This is a genomic window from Neochlamydia sp. AcF84 (assembly GCF_011087585.1).
Taxonomy (GTDB): Bacteria; Chlamydiota; Chlamydiia; order Chlamydiales; family Parachlamydiaceae; genus Neochlamydia.
In genome coordinates this window covers 40,102-61,907 of sequence record NZ_VJOT01000076.1, presented here as the reverse complement: position 1 = coordinate 61,907, position 21,806 = coordinate 40,102, and the positions used below count along the sequence as shown (strand labels likewise).

General features: G+C 39.0%; 14 protein-coding genes. 7 read left to right on the top strand and 7 right to left on the bottom strand.

Annotated elements, in window-relative coordinates:
- Both NEOC84_RS09155 and NEOC84_RS09150 read left to right on the top strand, forming a co-directional pair.
- On the top strand, positions 1–409 hold a 409-nt coding region (locus NEOC84_RS09155), incomplete at its 5' end, for a transposase (RefSeq protein WP_166154163.1).
- A gap of 630 nt (positions 410–1,039) precedes the next feature.
- A complete protein-coding gene (locus NEOC84_RS09150; protein WP_166158441.1) occupies positions 1,040–2,704 on the top strand; it encodes a leucine-rich repeat domain-containing protein in 1,665 nt (554 codons plus the stop codon).
- 649 nt (positions 2,705–3,353) lie between these two features.
- Here the strand turns inward: NEOC84_RS09150 and uvrB are convergent.
- From uvrB to NEOC84_RS09125, 5 genes are all read right to left on the bottom strand, one after another.
- Complete coding sequence (gene uvrB / locus NEOC84_RS09145) at positions 3,354–5,348, bottom strand: excinuclease ABC subunit UvrB (protein ID WP_166158438.1); 1,995 nt, start codon at positions 5,346–5,348, stop codon at positions 3,354–3,356.
- 600 nt (positions 5,349–5,948) lie between these two features.
- Complete coding sequence (trpS, locus tag NEOC84_RS09140) at positions 5,949–7,031, bottom strand: tryptophan--tRNA ligase (RefSeq protein ID WP_166158435.1); 1,083 nt, start codon at positions 7,029–7,031, stop codon at positions 5,949–5,951.
- Positions 7,032–7,043: 12 nt separating this feature from the next.
- Complete coding sequence (locus tag NEOC84_RS09135; RefSeq protein WP_166158432.1) at positions 7,044–8,270, bottom strand: aromatic amino acid transport family protein; 1,227 nt, start codon at positions 8,268–8,270, stop codon at positions 7,044–7,046.
- Positions 8,271–8,285: 15 nt separating this feature from the next.
- Complete coding sequence (locus NEOC84_RS09130; RefSeq protein ID WP_166158429.1) at positions 8,286–9,503, bottom strand: aromatic amino acid transport family protein; 1,218 nt, start codon at positions 9,501–9,503, stop codon at positions 8,286–8,288.
- Positions 9,504–9,978: 475 nt separating this feature from the next.
- Positions 9,979–11,625, bottom strand: coding sequence for an FAD-dependent thymidylate synthase (locus NEOC84_RS09125; RefSeq protein ID WP_166158426.1), 1,647 nt, complete (start codon positions 11,623–11,625; stop codon positions 9,979–9,981).
- Between the two features lie 297 nt (positions 11,626–11,922).
- On the opposite strand from NEOC84_RS09125, the gene rfbA reads away from it, so the two are divergent.
- The 5 genes from rfbA (at position 11,923) to NEOC84_RS09100 (ending at position 19,311) form a co-directional block, all read left to right on the top strand.
- Positions 11,923–12,816, top strand: coding sequence for a glucose-1-phosphate thymidylyltransferase RfbA (gene rfbA, locus NEOC84_RS09120; protein ID WP_166158423.1), 894 nt, complete (start codon positions 11,923–11,925; stop codon positions 12,814–12,816).
- Positions 12,813–13,877 carry a dTDP-glucose 4,6-dehydratase gene (gene rfbB / locus NEOC84_RS09115; protein ID WP_166158420.1) on the top strand — a complete coding sequence of 355 codons (1,065 nt, stop codon included), beginning with the start codon at positions 12,813–12,815 and terminating at the stop codon, positions 13,875–13,877. Before rfbA ends, rfbB begins: the two co-directional genes overlap by 4 nt.
- A gap of 587 nt (positions 13,878–14,464) precedes the next feature.
- A complete protein-coding gene (locus NEOC84_RS09110) occupies positions 14,465–14,710 on the top strand; it encodes a hypothetical protein (RefSeq protein WP_166158417.1) in 246 nt (81 codons plus the stop codon).
- Between the two features lie 256 nt (positions 14,711–14,966).
- Positions 14,967–16,268 carry a lanthionine synthetase C family protein gene (locus NEOC84_RS09105; protein ID WP_242678249.1) on the top strand — a complete coding sequence of 434 codons (1,302 nt, stop codon included), beginning with the start codon at positions 14,967–14,969 and terminating at the stop codon, positions 16,266–16,268.
- Positions 16,261–19,311 carry a lantibiotic dehydratase gene (locus NEOC84_RS09100; protein ID WP_166158411.1) on the top strand — a complete coding sequence of 1,017 codons (3,051 nt, stop codon included), beginning with the start codon at positions 16,261–16,263 and terminating at the stop codon, positions 19,309–19,311. Before NEOC84_RS09105 ends, NEOC84_RS09100 begins: the two co-directional genes overlap by 8 nt.
- A gap of 350 nt (positions 19,312–19,661) precedes the next feature.
- Here the strand turns inward: NEOC84_RS09100 and nth are convergent, their stop codons facing one another.
- Complete coding sequence (gene nth, locus NEOC84_RS09095) at positions 19,662–20,285, bottom strand: endonuclease III (protein ID WP_166158408.1); 624 nt, start codon at positions 20,283–20,285, stop codon at positions 19,662–19,664.
- Positions 20,286–20,289: 4 nt separating this feature from the next.
- Entirely contained in the window at positions 20,290–21,669 is a 1,380-nt protein-coding gene (gene mnmE / locus NEOC84_RS09090; protein ID WP_166158405.1) for a tRNA uridine-5-carboxymethylaminomethyl(34) synthesis GTPase MnmE, read from the bottom strand.
- Positions 21,670–21,806: the final 137 nt, after the last annotated feature.

Sequence of the window (21,806 nt, the reverse complement as noted above, 5' to 3'; positions counted from 1 at the left end):
AAAAAAATTGATCCTGCAAGGAGGTAAGTGGCAAAAGGTAAAACTTACCCTTCAATCGAAGAAATATAGTGAAGTAATGGCTATACGTGTTAAAGAAACGATCACCAAGGCATTTTATAGACCAGGGGTTGAAAGATGGTTAATCATGGAAAAGTTAGGAAACGATCAATATAAATACTATGTTTCCAATGCCTCAAAAGATACTCCCCTCTCATGTATGGTAGAATGGATTCATGAGAGATGGAAAATCGAGCAAGGCTATCAGCAGATGAAAGAGGAGCTAGGATTAGATCACTTTGAGGGGCGGTCATGGCTAGGACTCCATCATCATTTGACGTTATGTTTTATGGCTTATAGCTTCTTAACCTTACTGAAATACCAGGCAAAAGATAAAAAAAAATCTCAATGACTCTGCCTCAAGTCAGAAGATTAATTAACAGCTTATTTTGCATTACTATTTGCCCTTTTTGCCAAGCTATTCATGACTCATCCAAAAGGCTATTTTTTGATACCTCTTAAACATAACGAAGTAGTACTAAAATGAAATAAAAAATTTTAGCCATCCTATCTTTAAAAATTAATCCGCTTTCCTTCCGGCAACTAAGCAAGCTTAAATTAGCCTACACATTATAACGACAAAAAGCTTTTCTCTTTTTCTGCAGGGTGTTACGGCTAGGAGGGCAACCTTTCTTGAAAGGAAAAAGCTAGGCATATTGTATTCCATCATACGGTAGAAGAATTAAAACAAGGCGCCAAAAAGAGCCGTTTTTCTTAAATAAGGCACAGAATCAATCTCATTCTTTTAACTAAACCAAAATTGCCGCGTCACTTAATCCCCATAAGCTGTGGCTGCTCCTAAATGCTTGGAAGGTCTACCCCCTTTCCGTGAATCTATCTGGAAAAAAAGCGAGGTAGATTATCTGTGATTTGTTTTCATTGATAAGGATACGAATTGTTTTGACTTGCTTTTTTAACTTTTTTATATTGCCTTTAAAAAATAAAAATGCTGAAAAGGGTTATCCCTACCCAAGGAAACAAAATGCATCCCATCTCTTCGACATCTATGGAAAGCTTGCCCAATGAATTGCTACTCCCTATCTTAGAGGCTTGCGTAGTTCCTTCCTTATTTAGCGTCTGTAAAAGATGGCATCATCTGCTGGATTCTGAAGTCATGCCTTCTCTTTATAAAAAAATAGGTAAAGTGCATGTTCCTCAAGGAAATGTTAAGGAGCAGGCTCTTATTGTAGATAGGATTTATAAGCTAGAAGAAAAGCTTTCTGAAACAGCAAAGGTAAATGCAATCTTTAGGCAAATCTTTACTTTAGCTAGTTCTCTTTCTGCTCTAGAGTTTAAATGGAAAACAGAAGAAAAAAGAGGCTTAACGCTAGCTAATTACTTTTCTTATCTCTTAAATATTAATCGTCTTTTACTTTGGAAAAAGCTTCCTGGTGGGGAAGAATACTTGAGCCAAGAAGAAATTAAGCACTTGCCTCTAGAGAAAAAAGGAGAGCTTCTTAGAGGTTGGATTGAAGAAAATTGTAAAAGCATCACGTCTTTAGATTTATCTGGAGTAGGCTTGACTTATTTACCCCCAGAAATATGCCAGCTGTCTAAGCTACGAGTGCTTGACTTAAATCAAAATCAGCTTACCGGTCTTCCTGCAGAAATCGGGCAGCTGTCTCAGCTGCAATGGCTTGGCTTAAGAGAAAACCAGCTCACCAGCCTGCCCGCAGAAATAGGTCAATTGTCTCAATTGCAAGAGCTTTACTTAAGTGAAAACCAGCTCATCGTTCTACCTGCAGAAATCGGGCATCTATCTCAGCTCCAAGCGCTTGACTTAAGAGAAAACCAGCTCATCGTTCTACCTGCAGAAATCGGACATCTATCTCAGCTACAAAGTCTTAACTTAAATCAAAACCAACTCACCAGCCTGCCTGAAGAAATCGGGCAGTTGTCTGAGCTCCAAGCGCTTTACTTAGATCAAAGCCAGCTCACCAACCTTCCTGCAGGAATCGGACAACTGTCTCAGCTGCGAGCGCTTGACTTAAATCAAAACCAGCTCACCGCACTGCCTATAGAAATCGGGCAGCTGCTTAAGCTGCAAAGGCTTTACTTAAATCAAAACCAACTCATCAGTCTGCCTGCAGAAATTGGGCAGCTGTCTCAACTGCTAAATCTTAACTTACATCAAAACCAGCTCACCATTCTGCCAGCAGAAATCGGGCAGTTGTCTCAGCTGCAATGGCTTTACTTAAATCAAAACCAGCTCACCGCTCTGCCTATAGAAATTGGGCGGCTGCCTCAGCTGCAAACGCTTGAATTAAATCAAAACCAACTCACCGCTCTGCCTGCAGAAATCGGGCAATTGTCTCAGCTGCAAGAGCTTATCTTAAGTCAAAACCAGCTCACCGCTCTGCCTAAAGGAGTGGGGCAACTGTCTCAGCTGCGAGTGCTTGACTTAAGCCAAAATCAGCTCACCAGACTTCCTGCAAACATAGGACGGCTGTCTCGGCTGCGATGGCTTTACTTAAATCAAAATCAGCTCACCGCTCTGCCTAAAGGAGTGGGGCAACTGCCTCAGCTGCGAGTGCTTGACTTAAGCCAAAATCAGCTCACCAGCCTTCCTGCAGAAATCGGGCGGTTGTCTCAGTTTATCAAGCTTGAATTAGCGGAAAATCCTTTGAAAAATATCGCCAAAAAATAAGGCAGTGTTTTCAATTATAGAATGAACTTAAATACTTTTTAAATTAGGGTGAGTTAAAATGAAATAAAAAACTGTTAGCCATCTTATCTTTAACGAGTAATCCGCACTTAAATCAAAACCAGCTCGCCAGTCTGTCTGTAGAAGCGGTAGAAGAATTGAAACATTGCGCCAAAAAGAGCCGTTTTTCTCAAATAAGGCAAAGAATCCATCTCATTCTTTTAGCCAAACCAAATTGAACTTTTTAAAGTCAGTTCCAATCATAAAACGGGTCTCTTCATCTAAGGGTTTTAACCGTTTCCTAAAAGGTTCATTACCACTAGATCCAGCATCCAGCATAAAAGACAACCTAGAGGGTGGGCTTTGGCTTTAGCATGGATTTTATCTTTTAAGCCTGCATGTACCCTATTTGGTACGTATTAAAGCAAGGTTATAAATTTGTTTTTTATAAGGAGGCTGCAGAGCGTGAGCTATAGCTGCCAGCAAGCCTCCTATCTTATAGAGTAGTTTTAATTTTTTAATATTTTTTAGGGAACTAATTTGCTGCGGAAGAAGGCCGGATCCTTGTATGTTCAGTTTTAGAAACGATAGAACCTAAGGTTAGACTTGATAAATAATATCATTTCTTCGAGCAATAGAATCAAAAAGAAGTTTAGGCAAGATCTATTTCCATCTGCTGATATCGACGCATTTGGTCGCGTAGCTCTGCAGCTTCTTCAAACTGCATAGTTTTAGCTGCGCGTTTCATAGCTACTTCTAACGTTTTGATTTTAGTGCGAACTTCTTCTAAGGTAAGATACTCATGCTGGGATTCGGCCACTTTTAAAGTTTTTTTCCTTTTTTTAGACTCTTCCTCTACCTCTTCTACCAAAGGAGAAATTTCTCGATGGACAGTTCGGGGAGTAATCCCATGTTCTGCATTATATTTTTGTTGGATAGCGCGACGTTCTTGAGTGATTCTTAGCGCGTCTTGAATCGCTTTGGTTTTCTTGTCAGCATACATAATGACGCGCCCTTCACTATTACGAGCTGCTCTGCCACAAGTTTGAATTAGCGCCGTTTCGCTGCGTAGGAAGCCTTCTTTATCGGCATCCAATATGCACACTAAGGAAACCTCTGGGATATCTAGACCTTCCCGCAATAAGTTAATCCCGACTAACACATCAAATACTCCAGCCCGTAAATCGCGGATAATCTGCATTCGCTCAATCGTATCAATATCAGAGTGTAAGTATTTAGTATGTACGCCCAGTTCGTTAAGATATTTACTTAGTTCCTCAGATAGACGTTTAGTCAAAGTGGTAACAAGTACGCGGCCCCCCTTGCTCGTATGCTGATGAATCTCTGCTAAGCAATCATCAACTTGTCCTTCAGCAGGGCGCACTTCAATCTCCGGATCAAGTAGGCCGGTGGGGCGGATCACTTGCTCAATCACTTCACCGCTAGCCTCAGCAACTTCCCAGGGACTAGGGGTTGCGGAAACATAGATCACCTGATGAATACGCTTGTAAGTTTCTTCAAATTGCAAAGGTCTGTTGTCAAAAGCAGAAGGAAGTCGAAAGCCAAAGTTAACCAGTGTTTCTTTACGCGCACGATCTCCATTACACATGGCACGTAGCTGCGGCACCGTTTGATGGGATTCATCAATGATCATTAGATAATCACCTGGAAAATAATCGATGAGACATGGAGGCGGATCACCAGGATTACGCTTACTAAAATGGCGTGAATAATTTTCGATACCCTTACAAAAGCCTATTTCTTTAATCATTTCTAGATCATAACGTGTACGCTCTACAATCCTTTGATGCTCAATATATCTTTTTTCTTTTTCATAATAGCTGGCACGTTCTTCTAATTCGGCCTTAATCGTTTCAAGAGCATGCAAACGAACTTCTTCGGGAGTGACGTGGTGGGAACTAGGATAAATAGTGATATTTTCTAGACGATGCCGTACTTTACCTAATAAAGGATCTATTTCGCTAATCTGTTCGATCTCATCCCCAAAAAACTCTATACGTACTGCCCGCTCCTCTTCGTAGGCAGGAAAAATATCCAATACATCTCCTCTAACACGAAAAGTCGCCCGCGAAAAGTCCATGTCATTGCGTTTATATTGCATTTCTACCAGATGTAGAAGAATCTCATCACGACGCCGCGTCTGACCTGTTTCTAAGGTAAGATTCATTTCGCGATAATACTCAGGAGACCCTAAGCCATAAATGCAAGAAACAGAGGCAACAATGATAACATCGCGCCTTTCTAAAAGAGAACGTGTAGCACTTAACCGCAATTTATCTATGCGATCGTTAATAGCCATATCTTTTTCAATATAAGTATCTGTACGAGCGATGTAAGCCTCAGGCTGATAGTAATCATAGTAGGAGACAAAATATTCTACAGCATTATGAGGGAAAAATGTCTTAAACTCTTGATAAAGCTGCGCTGCTAAAGTTTTATTATGAGCAATAATTAAAGCAGGTCGCTGGGTCCTAGCAATTACATTAGCAATCGTAAAGGTTTTACCCGATCCGGTGATGCCTAATAAAACTTGCGTTTTACGATCCTGCAGAACGCCTTCACTAAGCTTTTCTATAGCTTGAGGTTGATCTCCACAAGGCTTATAATCAGTTACTAACTTAAACATAAATAATTGTAGGTAGAAAGTTTAAGGAAAAATTAAGTATAACATTTTTTCTGAATGCCACAAAGCATATTTTCATTTCTGGCTGAATTTGCTTTGAAGCCTTATTTTAAGCTTTAAAGGGTTGGTAAAAGATAATAACCCCTCCTCCCTCTGTATTTGAAAAAAGCACTTTTGCTCAAGAGAGTCACTTCATAGGCATTAAAGATATTAAACGGTAAAGATATTATATTACGAACTTATATTTAGTAGAAATCAGCCCCCTCTATCTATAGAGTTAGAGCATAGCTTATCAAACTACGAACCTCGATAATCAGCAGCTCAGTAGCCTTCCTTCAGCAAAATGATGGCTATCTAATCAGATTAAATCTTAAGTTAAAGAAAAATAGGCTGAAAAGCATTTTAGGCTCTTACTGCAAAAGCTTGTGGCTTTATTACCTGATTCGGCAAAGTAAAAAACTGATAATAAGCTTTTAAGGCGCCCTTTAGGCAATCATACTCTTAAAAAACCAGGCCCTTCAGTAAGAGAGACAGCTGAGAGAGACATAAATTTCTTCTTGAAATTACAGATTTAGCTTTTAAAACCTGCAAAAACAGAAGATTTTAAGAATATAATGATTGAGAGGCAATTTTTTCACGACGTTCGCGAGCTATCCGAGAAATTTTATTCCAATTGCCCATTAATCCCATCGCACTGCGCATTTCTTTTACAGTGGCATTAGAAACCTCGATCATTTTCTGAGTCCCTTCATAAATAATCTCTTCGACCAAGCCCTTCTCTTCAGCAAAATATTGGCGTCGCTCCCGTAGAGGCTCTAAGAAAAGATTTAAAGCTACAGCTAATTTTTCTTTTACTTCTACGTCCCCCACCTTGCCCTCACGATAGCGTTTTTTTAAATCTTCAACTTCGCTTTTATCCTGATTGAAAATTGCATGAAAAGTAAACACAGGATTTCCTTCCACTGTCCCGGGTTGATGAGCATGAATTCTATTAGGATCGGTATACATGCTTTTTACCTTTTTTTCTACGGCCTTTTTATCATCTGACAAAAAGATACAGTTGCCTGCAGATTTGCTCATCTTTCCTTTATTATCAATGCCTACTAAGGTGGGTACCTCACTGATAGAGGCTTCAGGCATAGGAAAAACTTCACCATACAATTGATTAAATCTACGAGCTATGTCTCTTGCCAGCTCAACATGGGCTTCATTATCTTTCCCCACGGGCACTACATGGGCACGGGGCATGAGAATATCGGCCGTTTGCAGAACAGGATATCCTACCAAACCAAAGGGCACACTCTCAGGATCCATATGGGCATTGCGGGCCATTTCCTTCAAGCTAGGTAAGCCTGTTAGGCGATTTAAAGAAATCATCATTTCAAAAATAAGATTCATTTCATAAACGGCCGGTGTAGCTGATTGAAGATAAATAGTGGTTTTAGCAGGATCGATACCACAAGCTAAGTAATCTAAGACCATCTCTTTAAGATGCTCACGCATCTTTAGAATATCTTCTTTGGTTGGCTTAGTCGTTAACATATGGAGATCGGCGATAATCAGGTAACACTCATAGTGCTCTTGATAAGCTACTCGGTTTTTTAATGAACCTACATAATGGCCTAAATGTAGAAGACCTGTCGGACGATCGCCAGTAAGGATTCTTTTCTTAGCGTTTTGAGACATATCTATTATCCTTTAAAAATTCATTTCGATTTTTATTAATCCTATTTGATTAGCAAGCTCTACTAAAATGACTAGCAAAGAAAAAATTATGGCCCCTATTAACCCTTCTTTTCCTCCACCCACTTGATAAGAAGAAGGCCAAAACAGCCTATAGCGCTTAGACCATGCCATCAGGGGCGGAAATAATCCTAATAAAATCACAACCCCAAAAGCACCGGCATACTCTAAAGCGACTAAAAAGATACGAGGACCAGATAAAGCAAAAACTAACGGCGGAATAAATGTACAGGCAAATAAAGCTGCCTGCCCTTTATGTGTTTTTTCTATCTTTAAAGCATCTTTAAGGCAATCAAAGAGGCTTAAAGAAACCCCTAAGAAGCTGGTGAGTATGGCAAAGAAAGAAAAACAACGTGCCACTAAGGCAAGGTGAGTGTTTCCTAAAACTATCGATAGCAGATAGGCCCCGTTAGAGCCATTTTCATAGCCATCTTTTAGCCCATGAACTCCTTTTAAAGGAATGATCCCTAATGTTAGCAGTTCCCATAGAAGATAAACAATAAAAGGAATCAACCCTCCTACCCAAATAGCCATTTTTACGTGCGTAATATTCCTTTCCAAATAGTGGATAAGACTAGGAATAATAATGTGAAAACCAAAAGAGGTAGCCACGATAGCTACCGAAATTAGTAAGTACTTGGGATCCACATGTTTTAATAAGCTGATATCTACACAGGGAGCGAGAAATAGAACCATTATCACATACGCCATGGCTAGCCCTGCCATCAATAAGCGATTAAGATAATCTACCGAACGGGTGCCTTGATGTAAAAAGCAGCTAAAAATGATCAATAAGCAGACCGCTCCTAGCCAGGCAGGTAAAGAATAACCTGTTAGCAGTTTTATGCAATCAATAATGATAGGGCCGCTTCCTGCAAGATAAGCTGTAGTTAAAGAATAGAGCAAAAACAGGTAAGTCACCCATCCAATCCATTCTCCTGGCCGTCCTAAAGTTTGCTTTGCCATAGAAATGATATTTACCTGGCTCCCCATCGCCAGGTTAACTTCGAGTAGCAAAAGAGCTGTATAGGTCATGTAAATCCAAAAAAGCGCTAGGAGAAAAATTGAGGGAAAAAAGCCTGCAAAACCTGTAATTACAGGAAGAGCTAACATCCCTGCTCCTATAGTTGTTCCCGCTACGAGAAGTATTCCTCCCATAAGCTTATACTGGCTTTTAAGCATCCTACTTTTCCATCGTTAAGAGGTTATCGTCTGATATAATTGTAAAATAATAATGCTTACCGAACACAAAATGATCAGCAAAAGCATAGGTTTGCCGCCAGCGATGAATTGAGGTCCTCTAAAGTTTTTATGATAACGTCCTGACCACACCATCAACGCTGGTAAGATGCCAAAGATAATGACAGCCCCAAATCCACCTGCATAGTTGAGGGCTGTTAAAAATACGCCAGGATGAATAAGCGAGAAAAGATAAGGTGGCAGCAGTGCTAGACTACACAAAGTGATTTTCCCGCCCCTTTTTTTTGGAATTTTAAAACCATCCGCTAAAAAATCGACAAAGCTTAACGCCACTCCCAGAAACGAAGTAACAATAGCAAAGAAAGCAAAAAATTGAGCAATATCTCCCACCCATGAAGCCCCTATTACTAGTTTTAAAGCTTGAGTCGCCATCTGCCCTTCGTTGCAGGCTACTCTTAAGCTATCTCTACCTTCTAAAGGTACAATACCTAAAATAAGCCTCTGCCATGCTAGATAAATAATCAAAGGAATAAAGCTACCGATTGCCAATGCTATGCACAAGCGTCGGCTATCCCTTCCTAAATACTGAGTTAAACTGGGTACCAGATTATGAAATCCAAAAGAGACAATCATAGCAGGGATAACGAAAAAAGCTGCTGACCAATCACAGTGTTTTAAAAGCTTTTGATCTACATGGGAACTGCCCATAAAGACGATTAAAAGATAGGTAAGAATCAGTCCGATCATAAGCAAACGATTAAATTTGTCTACTGTCCCTGTTCCATTGTAAATCATAAGACCGAATAGAGCGCTCATTAGGAGCCCCCCTACCCACCTTGGAAGATGAATGGCAAAAAACAGATCAAAAAAATCGGCAAATAGTGCGCCACTGCCTGTTACATAAGCTACCATCAGAGAGTAAAAAAGAAAAAGAAAAACTATCCAACCCACCGCTTTACCCATCTTTCCTAGCGTTCGATCAGCTAAAGATACCACATTAATATCTTCTTCAAACCAAAGATTAGCCTCTAACAGCAATAACCCTGTAGACAGCATAAAGATCCAACAGATGATAAACATGATGACTGAGGGCTTAAAACCCGCTTGCGCGGATAAGACAGGCAAGCCTAACATCCCAGCACCAATACAACAACCGGCCACTAATAAAATAGCACCTAAAATACTCCCTTGAGAAGCAAACGTTTGATTATCCATGTTTTTTCCAGAAAACAAATTAAAAGCTTGGTGATTAATAAAAAGACAAATAGTTAGAAAAAAATTATGTAGGTGATTTATTGTCACCAAAAGAAGGGTAAAAATCTAGAAAAATAAAATCGAGTACTCATAAGGCTTAGCGTAATAAATTTTTAGTATGCTACCACTCTAGTTTTATTATTGAGAAGATAAAAATGAAGCTCCAGCTTAAGAAAATATAGCACTCCCTTGAAATTAAAAAGCTTAGAATTCTTATAAAAAAGTTTTTAATAAGTAAGAGGCTATAGAGGATTTTAACAACCTCTTCAAAATGATAAAGTATAGCGTAAAGATAGCCCCCTTGTTATTTACATTTTATGCAAATGCTTATTAATAATAAAAGCAGGTAAGGGAAACGCTTTAACCTAAAAACAAGCTCTAAAGTGGAAATCGCTTTCACTTAATTATCTGGTTTTCAGATGCTCAGAAAATTTTTCTAAACTCTTTGCTTGAAATGATGCTTTTCCACCCGCCGTTGTTCCTGGCCCATTCTTCCCATGTCATATCCTTCAAAATCGACAAACTTAAAGAAACGCTCAAAAGCAGGAAATTTTTCACAAACTTGGCGAGCCATGCTTTGGGCAATAAAACGATAGGTAGGATGGCCTGCAGCAGCAGAACGCAACTCACACATCCACTGGAGGGCGCGCAAGTTAATCTGAAAATACCATCTTACATTATAAGCCATAGGAACTACATACTGGGCTTCTTCAGGAAATTCCGTCGCGATTGCCTGGTAAGCCTCTTTAGCTTTATGCATGGCCATTGTGTAATCTTCTTCCAAAGAAGTACCCGAAATTTCGGGAGGGATGTAGTAGCCATAATCACAGCCTAGCAACTGGCGTTCTTGCGTAAGTAGACGATGACGATGGAGGTCACGATAAGCACCAAAATCGGTAATAAATTCGAAAGTAAAATTAGCATGTTCAAGAGCACGGGGAGATTTATGTCGCCGATTTTCGCGCGCGTTACAGCCAGCATCTAGGATGCGAATTAACTCTTCTTCTGGTAATCCCAGGCAATGCTGCCACAGATCCACTAAACTTTTATTGCTATGTGAAAATAATAAGGCAGCAGCTACTTTAATTACGGCATCCTGATCATCGCCTATTAAACGAACACCTGGCTCACTACTTTTTTCAGGATATCCTACGTTAAGATTAGCAACCACCTGAAGATCTGTTTGCATAGCTTCAAAAAACCTACAAAAGTTTTCATGGGTCTTGTGGGTAGGTTCAGCCCTACGCACAAAAGAAGGAATTACTTTAGATAATTCATCGCACATTCTTTTTCCAATACCTTGCATTTCCGCTAAATTGTTACAATGGAGCTTATGGATCATCTGCTCATAAAAACGTCCATTGCCGAAAATCCCCATATTAGTCAAGGTTCCTGCAGGCAACAAGCCTCTCAAGCAATCTAATACCTTCGCTCTTAAAGCCGCTGTATAGGCCGTCTTTGAAGCAGTAGGATGATAAGGAAACTTTTCTTCAAACAATTGAGTTAAAGGCGGGATAAGCTTAGAGTAAGTTTCAAAAAGCATATTGCAAGTGTTTACATAGATATCTCGATAAGCAGAAGTCATTAAGATGGGCTCGCGATAAAAAAGGTACTCTCCCTTAACTTTTTGATCAAAATAAATATAGCGTGTAGACTTCTCCAAAGGCGAGCCTCCTATGCGACAGTCTTCAATAAACTTAGCCGATAGCATAGAAACATTTTCAATGGCTATGTGAGCTCCTCCTAGCTCTCCTATAGAGTCATCTCCATATCCATCCAAAATGCGATCATAGAAATTTTGTGCTTTTTTGATAGCTAAAGACTGGTCGTTATCCTGCTCTGAGTGCTCCTTATCTGCCCCGGCAATAGTTAAAAATCCCGATTCTTCTTCATTGGAGATAAATTCTTTAAGTAACAGCGAACGCAGGCCTAAAGTAGAACGCGAGTAGCGTGAAAACAAAGCTCCCTTGATAACCTCAGGAAGATTACGAAGAACGAAAATATGACCACTTGTGTTGGTCACATAACGTTCCAAAATTTTACGTTGGCTTTCTGAGAATTCTTCATAGTCATCTAATAACATACTTTACCCATGAATAGATTTTGCTGGATGGCAAAATTATTGTGCAAACCGAATTCTCTTGCAAGATTAACCTGGAAAAACCACTATAATTAATTAGCAATAGGTTAACCTTTAATAATTTAAATGTAAAATCGTTTATCAACTGATAAGCGGCAGCATTTTTGGCTACCCCTCTTGATGTTTAAATCCTGAAAATAACCGCTGTTCAAAAAAATTGACAAATTCCTGCAACATTCATAACATCCTTTAAAATCTTAAGATATTTTCATAAATTCTTACCTTACAAGGCATAAAACAATGAAAGGTATTATTTTAGCAGGTGGCAGCGGCACGCGTTTGCATCCCCTAACCATAGGAGTTTCTAAACAGCTACTTCCTGTCTATAACAAACCCATGATCTATTATCCCCTCTCTATTCTGATGTTAGCTCATATCCAAGATATTCTTATCATCACGACGGCTGAAGAACAATTTTTATTTAAAAGACTCTTGGGTGATGGCTCGCAATATGGCTTATCGCTAAGTTACGCCGTACAAGCTAAACCAAACGGCCTTGCTGAAGCATTTATTATTGGCCAAGATTTCATTGGCAACGATGCTGTTTGCTTAATCTTAGGGGATAATATCTTCTACGGCAACCAGCTAGAGCCTTTGCTAGAGAAAGCTCTTTCAAAAGCAATTGGCGCTACTCTCTTTGGGTATGAAGTCAAATCGCCCGAACGTTATGGTGTCGCGGAAGTAAATGAAAAAGGCCTAGTGATCTCATTAGAAGAAAAACCTGCCCAGCCAAAATCCAATATTGCTGTCACCGGCCTCTATTTTTATGACAATCAAGTAGTAGAAATTGCTCAAAGTTTAAAACCCTCGGCAAGAGGCGAATTAGAAATTACCGATATTAATCGCATCTACATGGAAAAAGGTCAAGTTTCCCTAAATATCATGGGCAGAGGCTTCGCTTGGTTAGATGCAGGAACTTATGAAAGCTTGATGCAAGCAAGCCAATTTGTACAAGTGATCGAAGAGCGGCAGGGCTACTGTATTGCGGCACTTGAGGAAATTGCTTACCATCAAAAATTTATTTCCCTAGAACAACTTTATGCTTTGGGAGAAAAATTAGGTAAAAGTGGATATGGCCAATATCTGTTAGACATTGCTGAAAAAGAAAATAATATTTTAAAGGGTCATGTATGAAGATAAAAAGAGAGATTAGCAATATTCTTGTTACAGGAGGTTCAGGTTTTATTGGCTCAGCCTTTATCCGCTATCTTCTTAAAAATGTCCCTCACTTTAAAGGCGTATGTCTTAATCTTGATCTATTAACCTATGCTGGCAATCCTCAAAACCTAAAAGAAGTAGAAAACGATCCACGCTATCTTTTCTATCAAGGTGACATAAAGGACGAAGTGTTTATCGAACATCTGTGCCGTAAATATGCGATTAATACTATCATTCATTTTGCAGCCGAAAGTCATGTCGATCGTAGTATTCATGGACCTAAAGAGTTTATTGAGACCAATGTACTAGGTACCTTTCATCTTTTAGAAGTGATCCGCAAGCTCCCTCACATCCATTTCCATCATGTTTCTACCGACGAGGTCTATGGATGCTTAGGAAGTACAGGCTTTTTTACAGAATCAACCCCCTATGCACCCAATTCCCCTTATTCTGCTTCAAAAGCTTCCTCTGATCATCTCGTACGAGCTTATGGAAAAACTTACCACCTCTCTACTTGCATCTCCAACTGCAGCAATAATTACGGTCCTTATCATTTCCCTGAAAAGCTTATTCCTTTGACTATCATTAATTGTCTAAGAAAAAAAACAATACCTGTTTATGGGCAAGGTACTAATGTACGTGACTGGTTGTATGTGGAAGATCATGCCAAGGCGCTTTGGATGTTACTGGAGAAAGGGAATTCAGGAGAAACTTACAATATCGGAGGGGAAGAGGAGTGGCGCAACATCGATCTCATTCATGAAATCATCAAAATCTTTGCTCAGATTAAGCAGATTAATAAAGAGCCTTATATTGAACTCATTGAATACGTGCAAGATCGCCCAGGGCATGACTTCCGCTATGCCATTGATTGCTCCAAAATTAAGAAAGAAATCGGCTGGCATCCTGATCATAACTTCTTCCAAGGCATTAAGGAAACTATCCTATGGTACATCAATCATCCTCTTTGGATTGAAAATGTTCAATCGGGCGCTTATTTAAAATGGATAGACACCAACTACGCAAACCGTTCTTAAGACAATTTTTTGCACAGAACAAGAATTGGAAAAAAGAACGCCTTTAGAATTTATGATATTCTTCCTGATTAAAACAGCTTAAGAGAAATTTTAAACACACTTTCAAATTGGGAATAGATTAACGCTCACATGCCAATGAAGCTCAAAGCAAGGTATAGGTGAGAGATTAATTCAATCTTGTACAAGCCATAAAAGCCACCCGCTCTTTAGAACATATTCATACCTATCTATCTCCCAAGCGAAAGATGAATATAATAAAAATAAAGGAAAAACTACTTATTTCTCACATTCCTCAACTAAAATTTAATTTGCTGGTTGTTAAGGCCTTATAAAATTTAATCCTTAAACTTAAATTTTACAACTTACTCATATTCAGAAAATTATAAAAAATTAGTGGAGAATATGGGTTATTTAATCTGATGGTTTAATTGCTGCCAGTAATTTCTTTAGCTCCCTCCGTGCAAAAGTTATAGATTTTAAATTATCATTTATATTTTTGCTTGTAATAAAATAAGCTGATCAGGAAAATTCATTCCATCGCCTTACAAAGGTGATTTTTTAAATATTTGTTAAAAAATGGAGATTTTATGATTTCTGGTATTCCTCCTCGTTCTTTAAATGATTACGCTAATTTAACTAATCTTATCGAAGAAAAAAGAAAAATGGATAGTGAATCAAATGAGAATGATCCTTATGACCTTGGCTTGGACATAAAAGAACATCCTGCCGAAGAAAACCTAAACCCTCTTGAAAATCCAGTACCTTCTGGCAATCCCTGTGTTTACTCGGCAACTTGTTCATGTCACCGTACATGTGGCGGCGGCTGTCACTAGTTTTATCAATATGCCTATAGCTTAAAGCTACTGGCATATACGTAACCCCTAAAACATCCCCTCAATAGTTTTTTTTGATGGGATAGATTCATAGATAGATTCTATCTATGAATCTATCTCTTTATGTATATATGAAACTACTATTTTCTGGCGATAAATGCAAAGCATAGCAAATTATGCCTACGGATAGAAGTTTACTAAACTAATTGCAAAAGATTTGCAAAGATAGGATTTTTTAGCTATGGATAATTCCTTGATGATAAATATAATACAAAGGATGAAAGATCCTTCTGCCATTAAAGCTTTCATGCAAGTTAATGCTAATCCTGACCCGATTATTCCTCATCATGCTTCTTGGGATGACCTAAGCCTTGCAGGAGGATATCCGAGCTTAGTTTTACTATTTTCTGCTATGCAATCTAAAGGCTTAGTAAAAGAAGACATTGTCCACCCATATGTCTTAAAAATCAAAGAGTCTATCGAAACAAAAGGCATTTCCGATCTTTCCTTATTCAGTGGAGCTAGTGGAATTTGTTTTGCTCTGCAACAAGCTACTTTGGAAGGCAATCGCTATCAACGCATGTTGCATAGCCTCAATAACTTTATGCTAGAAAGAATCGAAAAATTCTATTTGGAGCCTTTAAAAACAAAGTTAGCTCATAATCAATCGGTCCCTTCGCATCTCTACGATGTCGTTCAAGGTCTTGCTGGCGTGGGTCGCTATGTTCTTGAGAATCTTTCCCTCCCTCATTTTTATGAGCTTGCTCAAAGTATTACTAAAGTTTTCATCAGTCTTACTCACCCTTTATCAGTGGAAGGCCACCATGTGCCCGGATGGCATCTTTCTTCTACAGACATTCTTAATGCACACAACGATTTTTGTAAAAAAGGAAATTTTAATTTAGGTTTGGCTCATGGTATCCCTGGAGTTTTGTCATTTTTTGCTATTGCTTCCTTGCGAGGCATTAACATAGAAGGCCAAGCAGATGCAATGAGGCAGATTGCTTTGTGGCTTCGCAAGAAATCTTTTATTCGGCAAGAGATGATTCAGTGGTCTCATTCGATTTCTTTTGAGGACGAAATACAAGAAAAGATAGGGTTCAATAAACCTTCCAAAGATGCGTGGTGTTATGGCGTTCCAGGAATCGCCCGAGCTCTATTTCTTGCCGGTAAAGCATTAAAAGATGAGGAATTAAAGTCATTTGCTGCTACAGCCTTTCGTGGTATTTTTCAACGTAAACGTGAAGAATGGCAACTGTTAGGGCCAATGCTTTGCCATGGGATTTCTGGACTTTTATTGATTACTCATACAATGGCTCAGGAGGAGGGATGTGGAGACCTTTTTTCTAAAGTAAATGAATTAAAGCAAATTCTCTTTTCCTCTTATGATCCTGAAGCGCCTTTCGGCTTTAAAGATATAGAATTTTGCAGCCAAGGAGGACAAGCTGAAGTAAGTAAAGCTGGCTTTCTTGAAGGTACCACAGGAGTTTTATTAACTCTTCTTTCTCTTTCTTACCCGACATCTAAATGGCATTTACCTTTATTGATTCATGAATAAAAATCCCTTTATTCCTGCCCCATTTTTTCTCATTCGCACACCTTTGTGGCCAGTGGAAGATTACGAACGGATTCTTGCTAAAGAAAATTGGAGTAAGGTCTTGCTGGATCTTTATAATACGCATGAATTATTGCGTGAAGCCATAGCTATTGCTTCTCCTTCACTTTATAGTTCGTTGAAACAAAAGCCCCTTAAAAATCCTCAGCAAGTCGCAACCAGTCTTCTAAATTATGTTATGCGTATGGCTACAAGAGCCACGCCTTTCGGGCTTTTCTCCTTCGTGATGAGCGGCTCTTGGACTAATACAACTGAAGTTTCTTTTAATTTGAAACAAATTTATAAAAGAGTAAGGCCTGACATGGAATGGGTCTTTTCTTTAATCCAACAATACTATAAAGATGAGAACCTTTTTGCATCTTTATCGATACAAGCTAACCGATTAGCATGGTTAAATGGTGATAGATATTTTCTCAATTATATACGTCAAACGGAAAACACATTAAGCAGCTCGTCGAAAACGATTTCAGTTCGTGCAACCTCTCTTGTTAGAAGCATTCTAAATCTTGCCCAGGAACCTATAAAAATCGATGATTTATGGAAAATCCTCCAGACTTCCACAGCCTTACTTGATCGATCAAAAACACTAAAAGTCATTCAAGAACTCTTAAATCAACAGTTCCTACTACCAGGCATTCTACCTTCTCTATTAAGCCACTCTCCCTTTGAGGATCTGATATCTCATCTTCCACCTTCCATTCAGATCGAAAATATTTCTAAAAACATTCAAGATTATAATAGCCTCCAACCAGGAAAAGGAGAAGCGGTACTTCAACAATTGCAAAAAGAAATGTCCGTAATGGCTCCAGCCAAGACTTTTTTACAAGTTGATTTGGCTTCTAAAGGTCAAGAACCACAGATCTCTAAAAATGTTCTGGAAGAAATAGAAAAAGCTATTGGAGTACTATGGAAAATTTCTGCTCGAGAAGCTCATCTTTCTCCTCTAAAGAAATACCGAGAAAAATTTATTGAAAAATATGGATTTCATAGAACAGTTCCTCTTATGGAATTAATAAGTGAAGAAAGAGGCTTGGGTCCCCTTGAGAAGCATCAAATGCTAGGATCTTCTGGATTGCAATCAAAGTTCTCTCAGCAATGGGATAAATGGCTTAATAAAGAATGGCAGAAATGTTTGCATGAAAAAAAACAGGAAATTGTTATAACTGAACACTTGATTGATGGCCTCTTTGATCTTGCGCAAGAACTCACCCCTAATCCCAGTGAGGCTCTTCTTTCTTTGGATGTTTTTTGTAAAATTTTCGCTGATTCTACCGAGCAAATAGACAAAGGAAATTTTCTCCTCCTCATTTCCCAAACTATGTGGGAAGGAGGAAGTACGTTAGGTCGATTTTTAGACCTTCTGGGAAATAATGTAGAAGCAAAGCTCCAGAAATTTCTTCATGAAGAAGAGCAATTGGAGCCTAACTCCCTCTTTGCCGAACTTTCCTATTGGCCATCAAGTATACGTAGCGCCAACGTAGCTATTCAGCCATGTCTTAGATCTCATCGATTAGATATTGACGCAAAAACTCAGGAGGCAGGCTCTCTTTCATTGGATGATATCTACGTCGGCAGTACACATAAAAGATTTTACTTAACCACTAAGGAGGGGAAATGTGAGATTATTCCTCGTGTAGGAAACCTTCTCAATCCTATTCAAGCCCCTTCTCCTCTACGATTTATACGAGAAGTACATTTGGATAGATATCAATTGATACATCCCTTTGCTTTTGATAAGTTGATAAAAAATGCTGTTTTTTTGCCTCGAGTACGCTTTCAAAAGACCATTTTATCTCCAGCTCAATGGAATTTAGATGCCGCTCCTATGATTAAAGAGCAAATTGAAAACATTATTTTCATGTTTAATTCATGGGCTGATCAATGGAATCTCCCCCGCCGCTTCTTTATTGTTCACGGCGATCAACACCTTTTGCTCGATCGGCAGCATCCAGCCCATCTTAGCGAAATTGCCAAACAGCTAAAAAAAGGGAAATCGCTGCAATTTATCGAAAATATAGGTTATTCATGGGTAAAAAGTGAGCAAGGGCATCATCTCTCAGAAATTGTTATTCCTTTTTTAAAGAATCCCCTCTGTGCCACAGAAAAGAAATCTCTTGTACCTCTCCCCTATTTTTCCGTACCATTTGAAAGCCGGTGGAAACTTCCTGGAAGTGAATGGTTATTTATTAAATTTTATTTAGAGGATGAAGAAACAGATCGTTTTCTTATACAACATCTGTCAGGCTTTGCTAAGTGTGTGCAACAAGAAATTGAATGTGTTGGATGGTTCTTCATTCGATATGGAGATCCCGGAAAACATCTACGTTTTCGCTTACAAATTAAATCCTGGGAGTTGCTCTCTTATACTTTATCTCGCTTAGAACAAGTATCTAAGGCTTGGATGAAAATGGGGTTAATCAAAAATGTAGCTTTAGATACTTATGAAAGGGAAATTGAGCGATATGGAGGGCTAAAATTAATGGACGCTGCAGAGGCTGTGTTTTGCGCGGATACGCTTTCTACAATAGATCTTTTAAATTCTTTTATGAATAAGAAATTCACCTGTCACCCTTTTATTGTTCAGGCTCTTATCGTCATCAATTTTCTTAAAGATTTTGGTTTAACTCAACGAGAAATTTGCTCTCTTATCAATTATCCGGAAGAAGATCGGAGTGAACTTAAAGGTTTTCGCGAGCACAAGAAACAGCTAGTTGAATTGGCTAAAGCTTTAAAGACGAATTTTGAAAATCAATTGCCCTCGGAAATTGCAATCATTAAAAAAGCTTCTACGTTACGTGTTCATGCTATAGAATCTTTTTGCTTAGAAGCTGAAAGTATCTCTTATGATACACGATTAGAGATTTACAACAGTATGTTGCACATGCATTGTAACCGTTTAGGATTTGATGCTAAAATAGAAAAACGTGCTCGTCTTTATGCTTATCAAACATTACTTCAACTGCAACATCTCCAAGAAGAGATATAATGTTTGAAACTGAAAACAAAGGCACTTTCTCATGATAATTTCGTAGTAATCTTTTTTAAAATCTTTCTTACTTATAAATTAACGTTCAGTGTATTGATGCCTCAAGGGACAACCTAGACACACAGCAAAGATTTTTATTAAAAGAGATAATTATACGCTTTCAAACAACTCTTCATGCAAGGATACACTTTAAAGAAACGGTGCTCTCAACTACAAAAGCAGTTAATAAGAAATTGAATTGGCCTTCAAAGTAAGGAGGTAGTTTTTTAAAGTGTTTAAGCTCCTTCAAAAGCAAGGAAATAAGCAGCACTCCAATTATTCGCCCCAAGCATATAGCCTATAATCTCCCCTTAAGTTGGGGTTATCATCCTGCAGATAGGACATTTATCCGCATGAGGATGACGAGCAGAACAGTATTCACGCGCAAAATAAATGATTTGGAGATGTAATTTATTCCAAGTTTTTGGAGGGAAAAGGAGCTTAAGATCTTTTTCTACTGCTGCAATTGTTTTTCCCTTGCTTAGCCCCCAACGTAGGGCGCATCGATAGATATGAGTATCTACTGGGAAAGCAGGTTTGCCAAAAGATTGACTTAAGACCACAGAGGCAGACTTATGGCCAATGCCTGGCAAGGCTTCTAATTCCTCAAAAGTATCAGGCACCTTGCCTTGATATTTCTCTGCAAGGATTGCTGAAAGACGATGGATAGCAGCAGCCTTACGTGCAGAAAGCCCACAAGGACGGACAATCTTTTGAATATCTTCTATGTCTAACTGTGCCATCTTCTCGGGCGTATCGGCTTTAGCAAAAAGCTTAGGGGTCACTTGATTAACGCATTTATCGGTACATTGAGCAGACAATAGCACAGCTATGAGGAGGGTATAAGGATCTTTATGTATAAGAGGAATAGGAGGATTAGGATAAAGCTTGTTTAATATTGTAAAAATTTTGGCTGCTTTTTCTTTTCTATCCATCTAATCATTTACCGATGCAAAATGTCGAAAATATGGCGGATAATATATCTTCCGAAATGTTTGTTCCAATAATTTTCCCCAGTTCAGCTAAGCATTGCCGCATGTCCAGCGATAAAAATTCTGGAGAGATATTCTCCTTTAAACCTGATAGGACATTTTGGCCTGCTTGAATAGAGAGGTGTAGGGCTTCTCGATGGCGGACATTAGTAATCAACACCTCCTCTTTAGAAGGAGGTCCTTCTTTCCAGATGACAGAGTCGATCACCTGCCGTAATCTATCGAGTCCCGTTTTTTGTTTTGCCGATAAGGGCACTACATAGGGTAGATGAGCGATAACAGGTAAAGATACATGTGGCAAATCGATCTTATTCCATATCACAATCGTCTTAGCAGCAGGGACTTCCTTAAGCAAAAAGTGATCCTGTTCCTCGATCCCTTTTGTAGCATCTAACACAAGAAGAATAAGGTCAGCTTGCCCCATAGCTTCTTTGGAGCGGCGAATGCCCTCTTGCTCAACCAGCTCATCTGTCACCCGAATCCCTGCTGTATCTAGCAAGCGCAAATTAAGCCCATTTAAACGTATTTCATCTTCGACAATATCGCGTGTTGTTCCAGGAAAATGAGAGACAATCGCCCGCTCTTTATCGAGGAGTGCATTCATTAAAGAAGATTTGCCTACATTGGGACAACCTACCAAACAAAGTGAAATTCCTTCCTGTAATATTTTTCCGTCGCGAAATGTGTTAAAAAGAGATTGCATATCTACAACAACAGCCTCCAAATCCTGGTAAATCTCTTCTAGTGTAGTAAATTCAAGCCCTTCTTCGGGAAAATCAACCCAGGCCTCTAAAATAGCGGCGATCAAGGTGAGACGTTCTTGAAAGCCTAGCACTTTCGCGGATAGGGAGCCTTTTAGCTGACTTTCTGCTGCCTGAAGGGCATATTCATTCTTAGCACCAATCAAAGATTGTACTGCCTCAGCTTGCGCCAGATCTAGCTTACCATTCATAAATGCTTTAAAAGTAAATTCGCCCGGACGAGCGGCTCTTGCACCTGCTTTTAATATAACTTCTAATACATGGCGAGTAATCAAGCTACCCCCATGGCATTGCACTTCCACAGTATCTTCTCCTGTATAAGAGCGGGGTCCACGCATGACCAAGAGCAACACATCATCGATAAACTGATTATTCAAGTCGCGTATTTGACCATAATGAGCCGTATGGGACTTATAGCTATGCACAGGACCGGAAAAAACTTTCTTTGCTACGTCAAAAGCTTGATTGCCCGATATCCGGACAATCGCCACTCCTCCTTCTCCCGGGGGGGTGGCTATAGCAGCAATTGTCTCGCCAGGTACATAAGGTTGATGTATAAAATCCATAGATAAAAAAATTGTAAATTACTAAAAAATAATACAATATGCCAAGCTTTAAATCAAGAAAGCAGCTACTAGCTTTCAAATAATCTTCTTGAAAGCCAGCTTATTTTGTGATATTTTACCTGCATGCAGAAATTAAT

Excerpts from the sequence above, each read along its gene's own strand:
- NEOC84_RS09150 (WP_166158441.1), top strand. The coding sequence starts at position 1,040 with ATGCATCCCATCTCTTCGACATCTATGGAAAGCTTGCCCAATGAATTG.
- uvrB (WP_166158438.1), bottom strand. The coding sequence starts at position 5,348 with ATGTTTAAGTTAGTAACTGATTATAAGCCTTGTGGAGATCAACCTCAA.
- trpS (WP_166158435.1), bottom strand. The coding sequence starts at position 7,031 with ATGTCTCAAAACGCTAAGAAAAGAATCCTTACTGGCGATCGTCCGACA.
- NEOC84_RS09135 (WP_166158432.1), bottom strand. The coding sequence starts at position 8,270 with ATGCTTAAAAGCCAGTATAAGCTTATGGGAGGAATACTTCTCGTAGCG.
- NEOC84_RS09130 (WP_166158429.1), bottom strand. The coding sequence starts at position 9,503 with ATGGATAATCAAACGTTTGCTTCTCAAGGGAGTATTTTAGGTGCTATT.
- NEOC84_RS09125 (WP_166158426.1), bottom strand. The coding sequence starts at position 11,625 with ATGTTATTAGATGACTATGAAGAATTCTCAGAAAGCCAACGTAAAATT.
- rfbA (WP_166158423.1), top strand. The coding sequence starts at position 11,923 with ATGAAAGGTATTATTTTAGCAGGTGGCAGCGGCACGCGTTTGCATCCC.
- rfbB (WP_166158420.1), top strand. The coding sequence starts at position 12,813 with ATGAAGATAAAAAGAGAGATTAGCAATATTCTTGTTACAGGAGGTTCA.
- NEOC84_RS09110 (WP_166158417.1), top strand. The coding sequence starts at position 14,465 with ATGATTTCTGGTATTCCTCCTCGTTCTTTAAATGATTACGCTAATTTA.
- NEOC84_RS09105 (WP_242678249.1), top strand. The coding sequence starts at position 14,967 with ATGATAAATATAATACAAAGGATGAAAGATCCTTCTGCCATTAAAGCT.
- NEOC84_RS09100 (WP_166158411.1), top strand. The coding sequence starts at position 16,261 with ATGAATAAAAATCCCTTTATTCCTGCCCCATTTTTTCTCATTCGCACA.
- nth (WP_166158408.1), bottom strand. The coding sequence starts at position 20,285 with ATGGATAGAAAAGAAAAAGCAGCCAAAATTTTTACAATATTAAACAAG.
- mnmE (WP_166158405.1), bottom strand. The coding sequence starts at position 21,669 with ATGGATTTTATACATCAACCTTATGTACCTGGCGAGACAATTGCTGCT.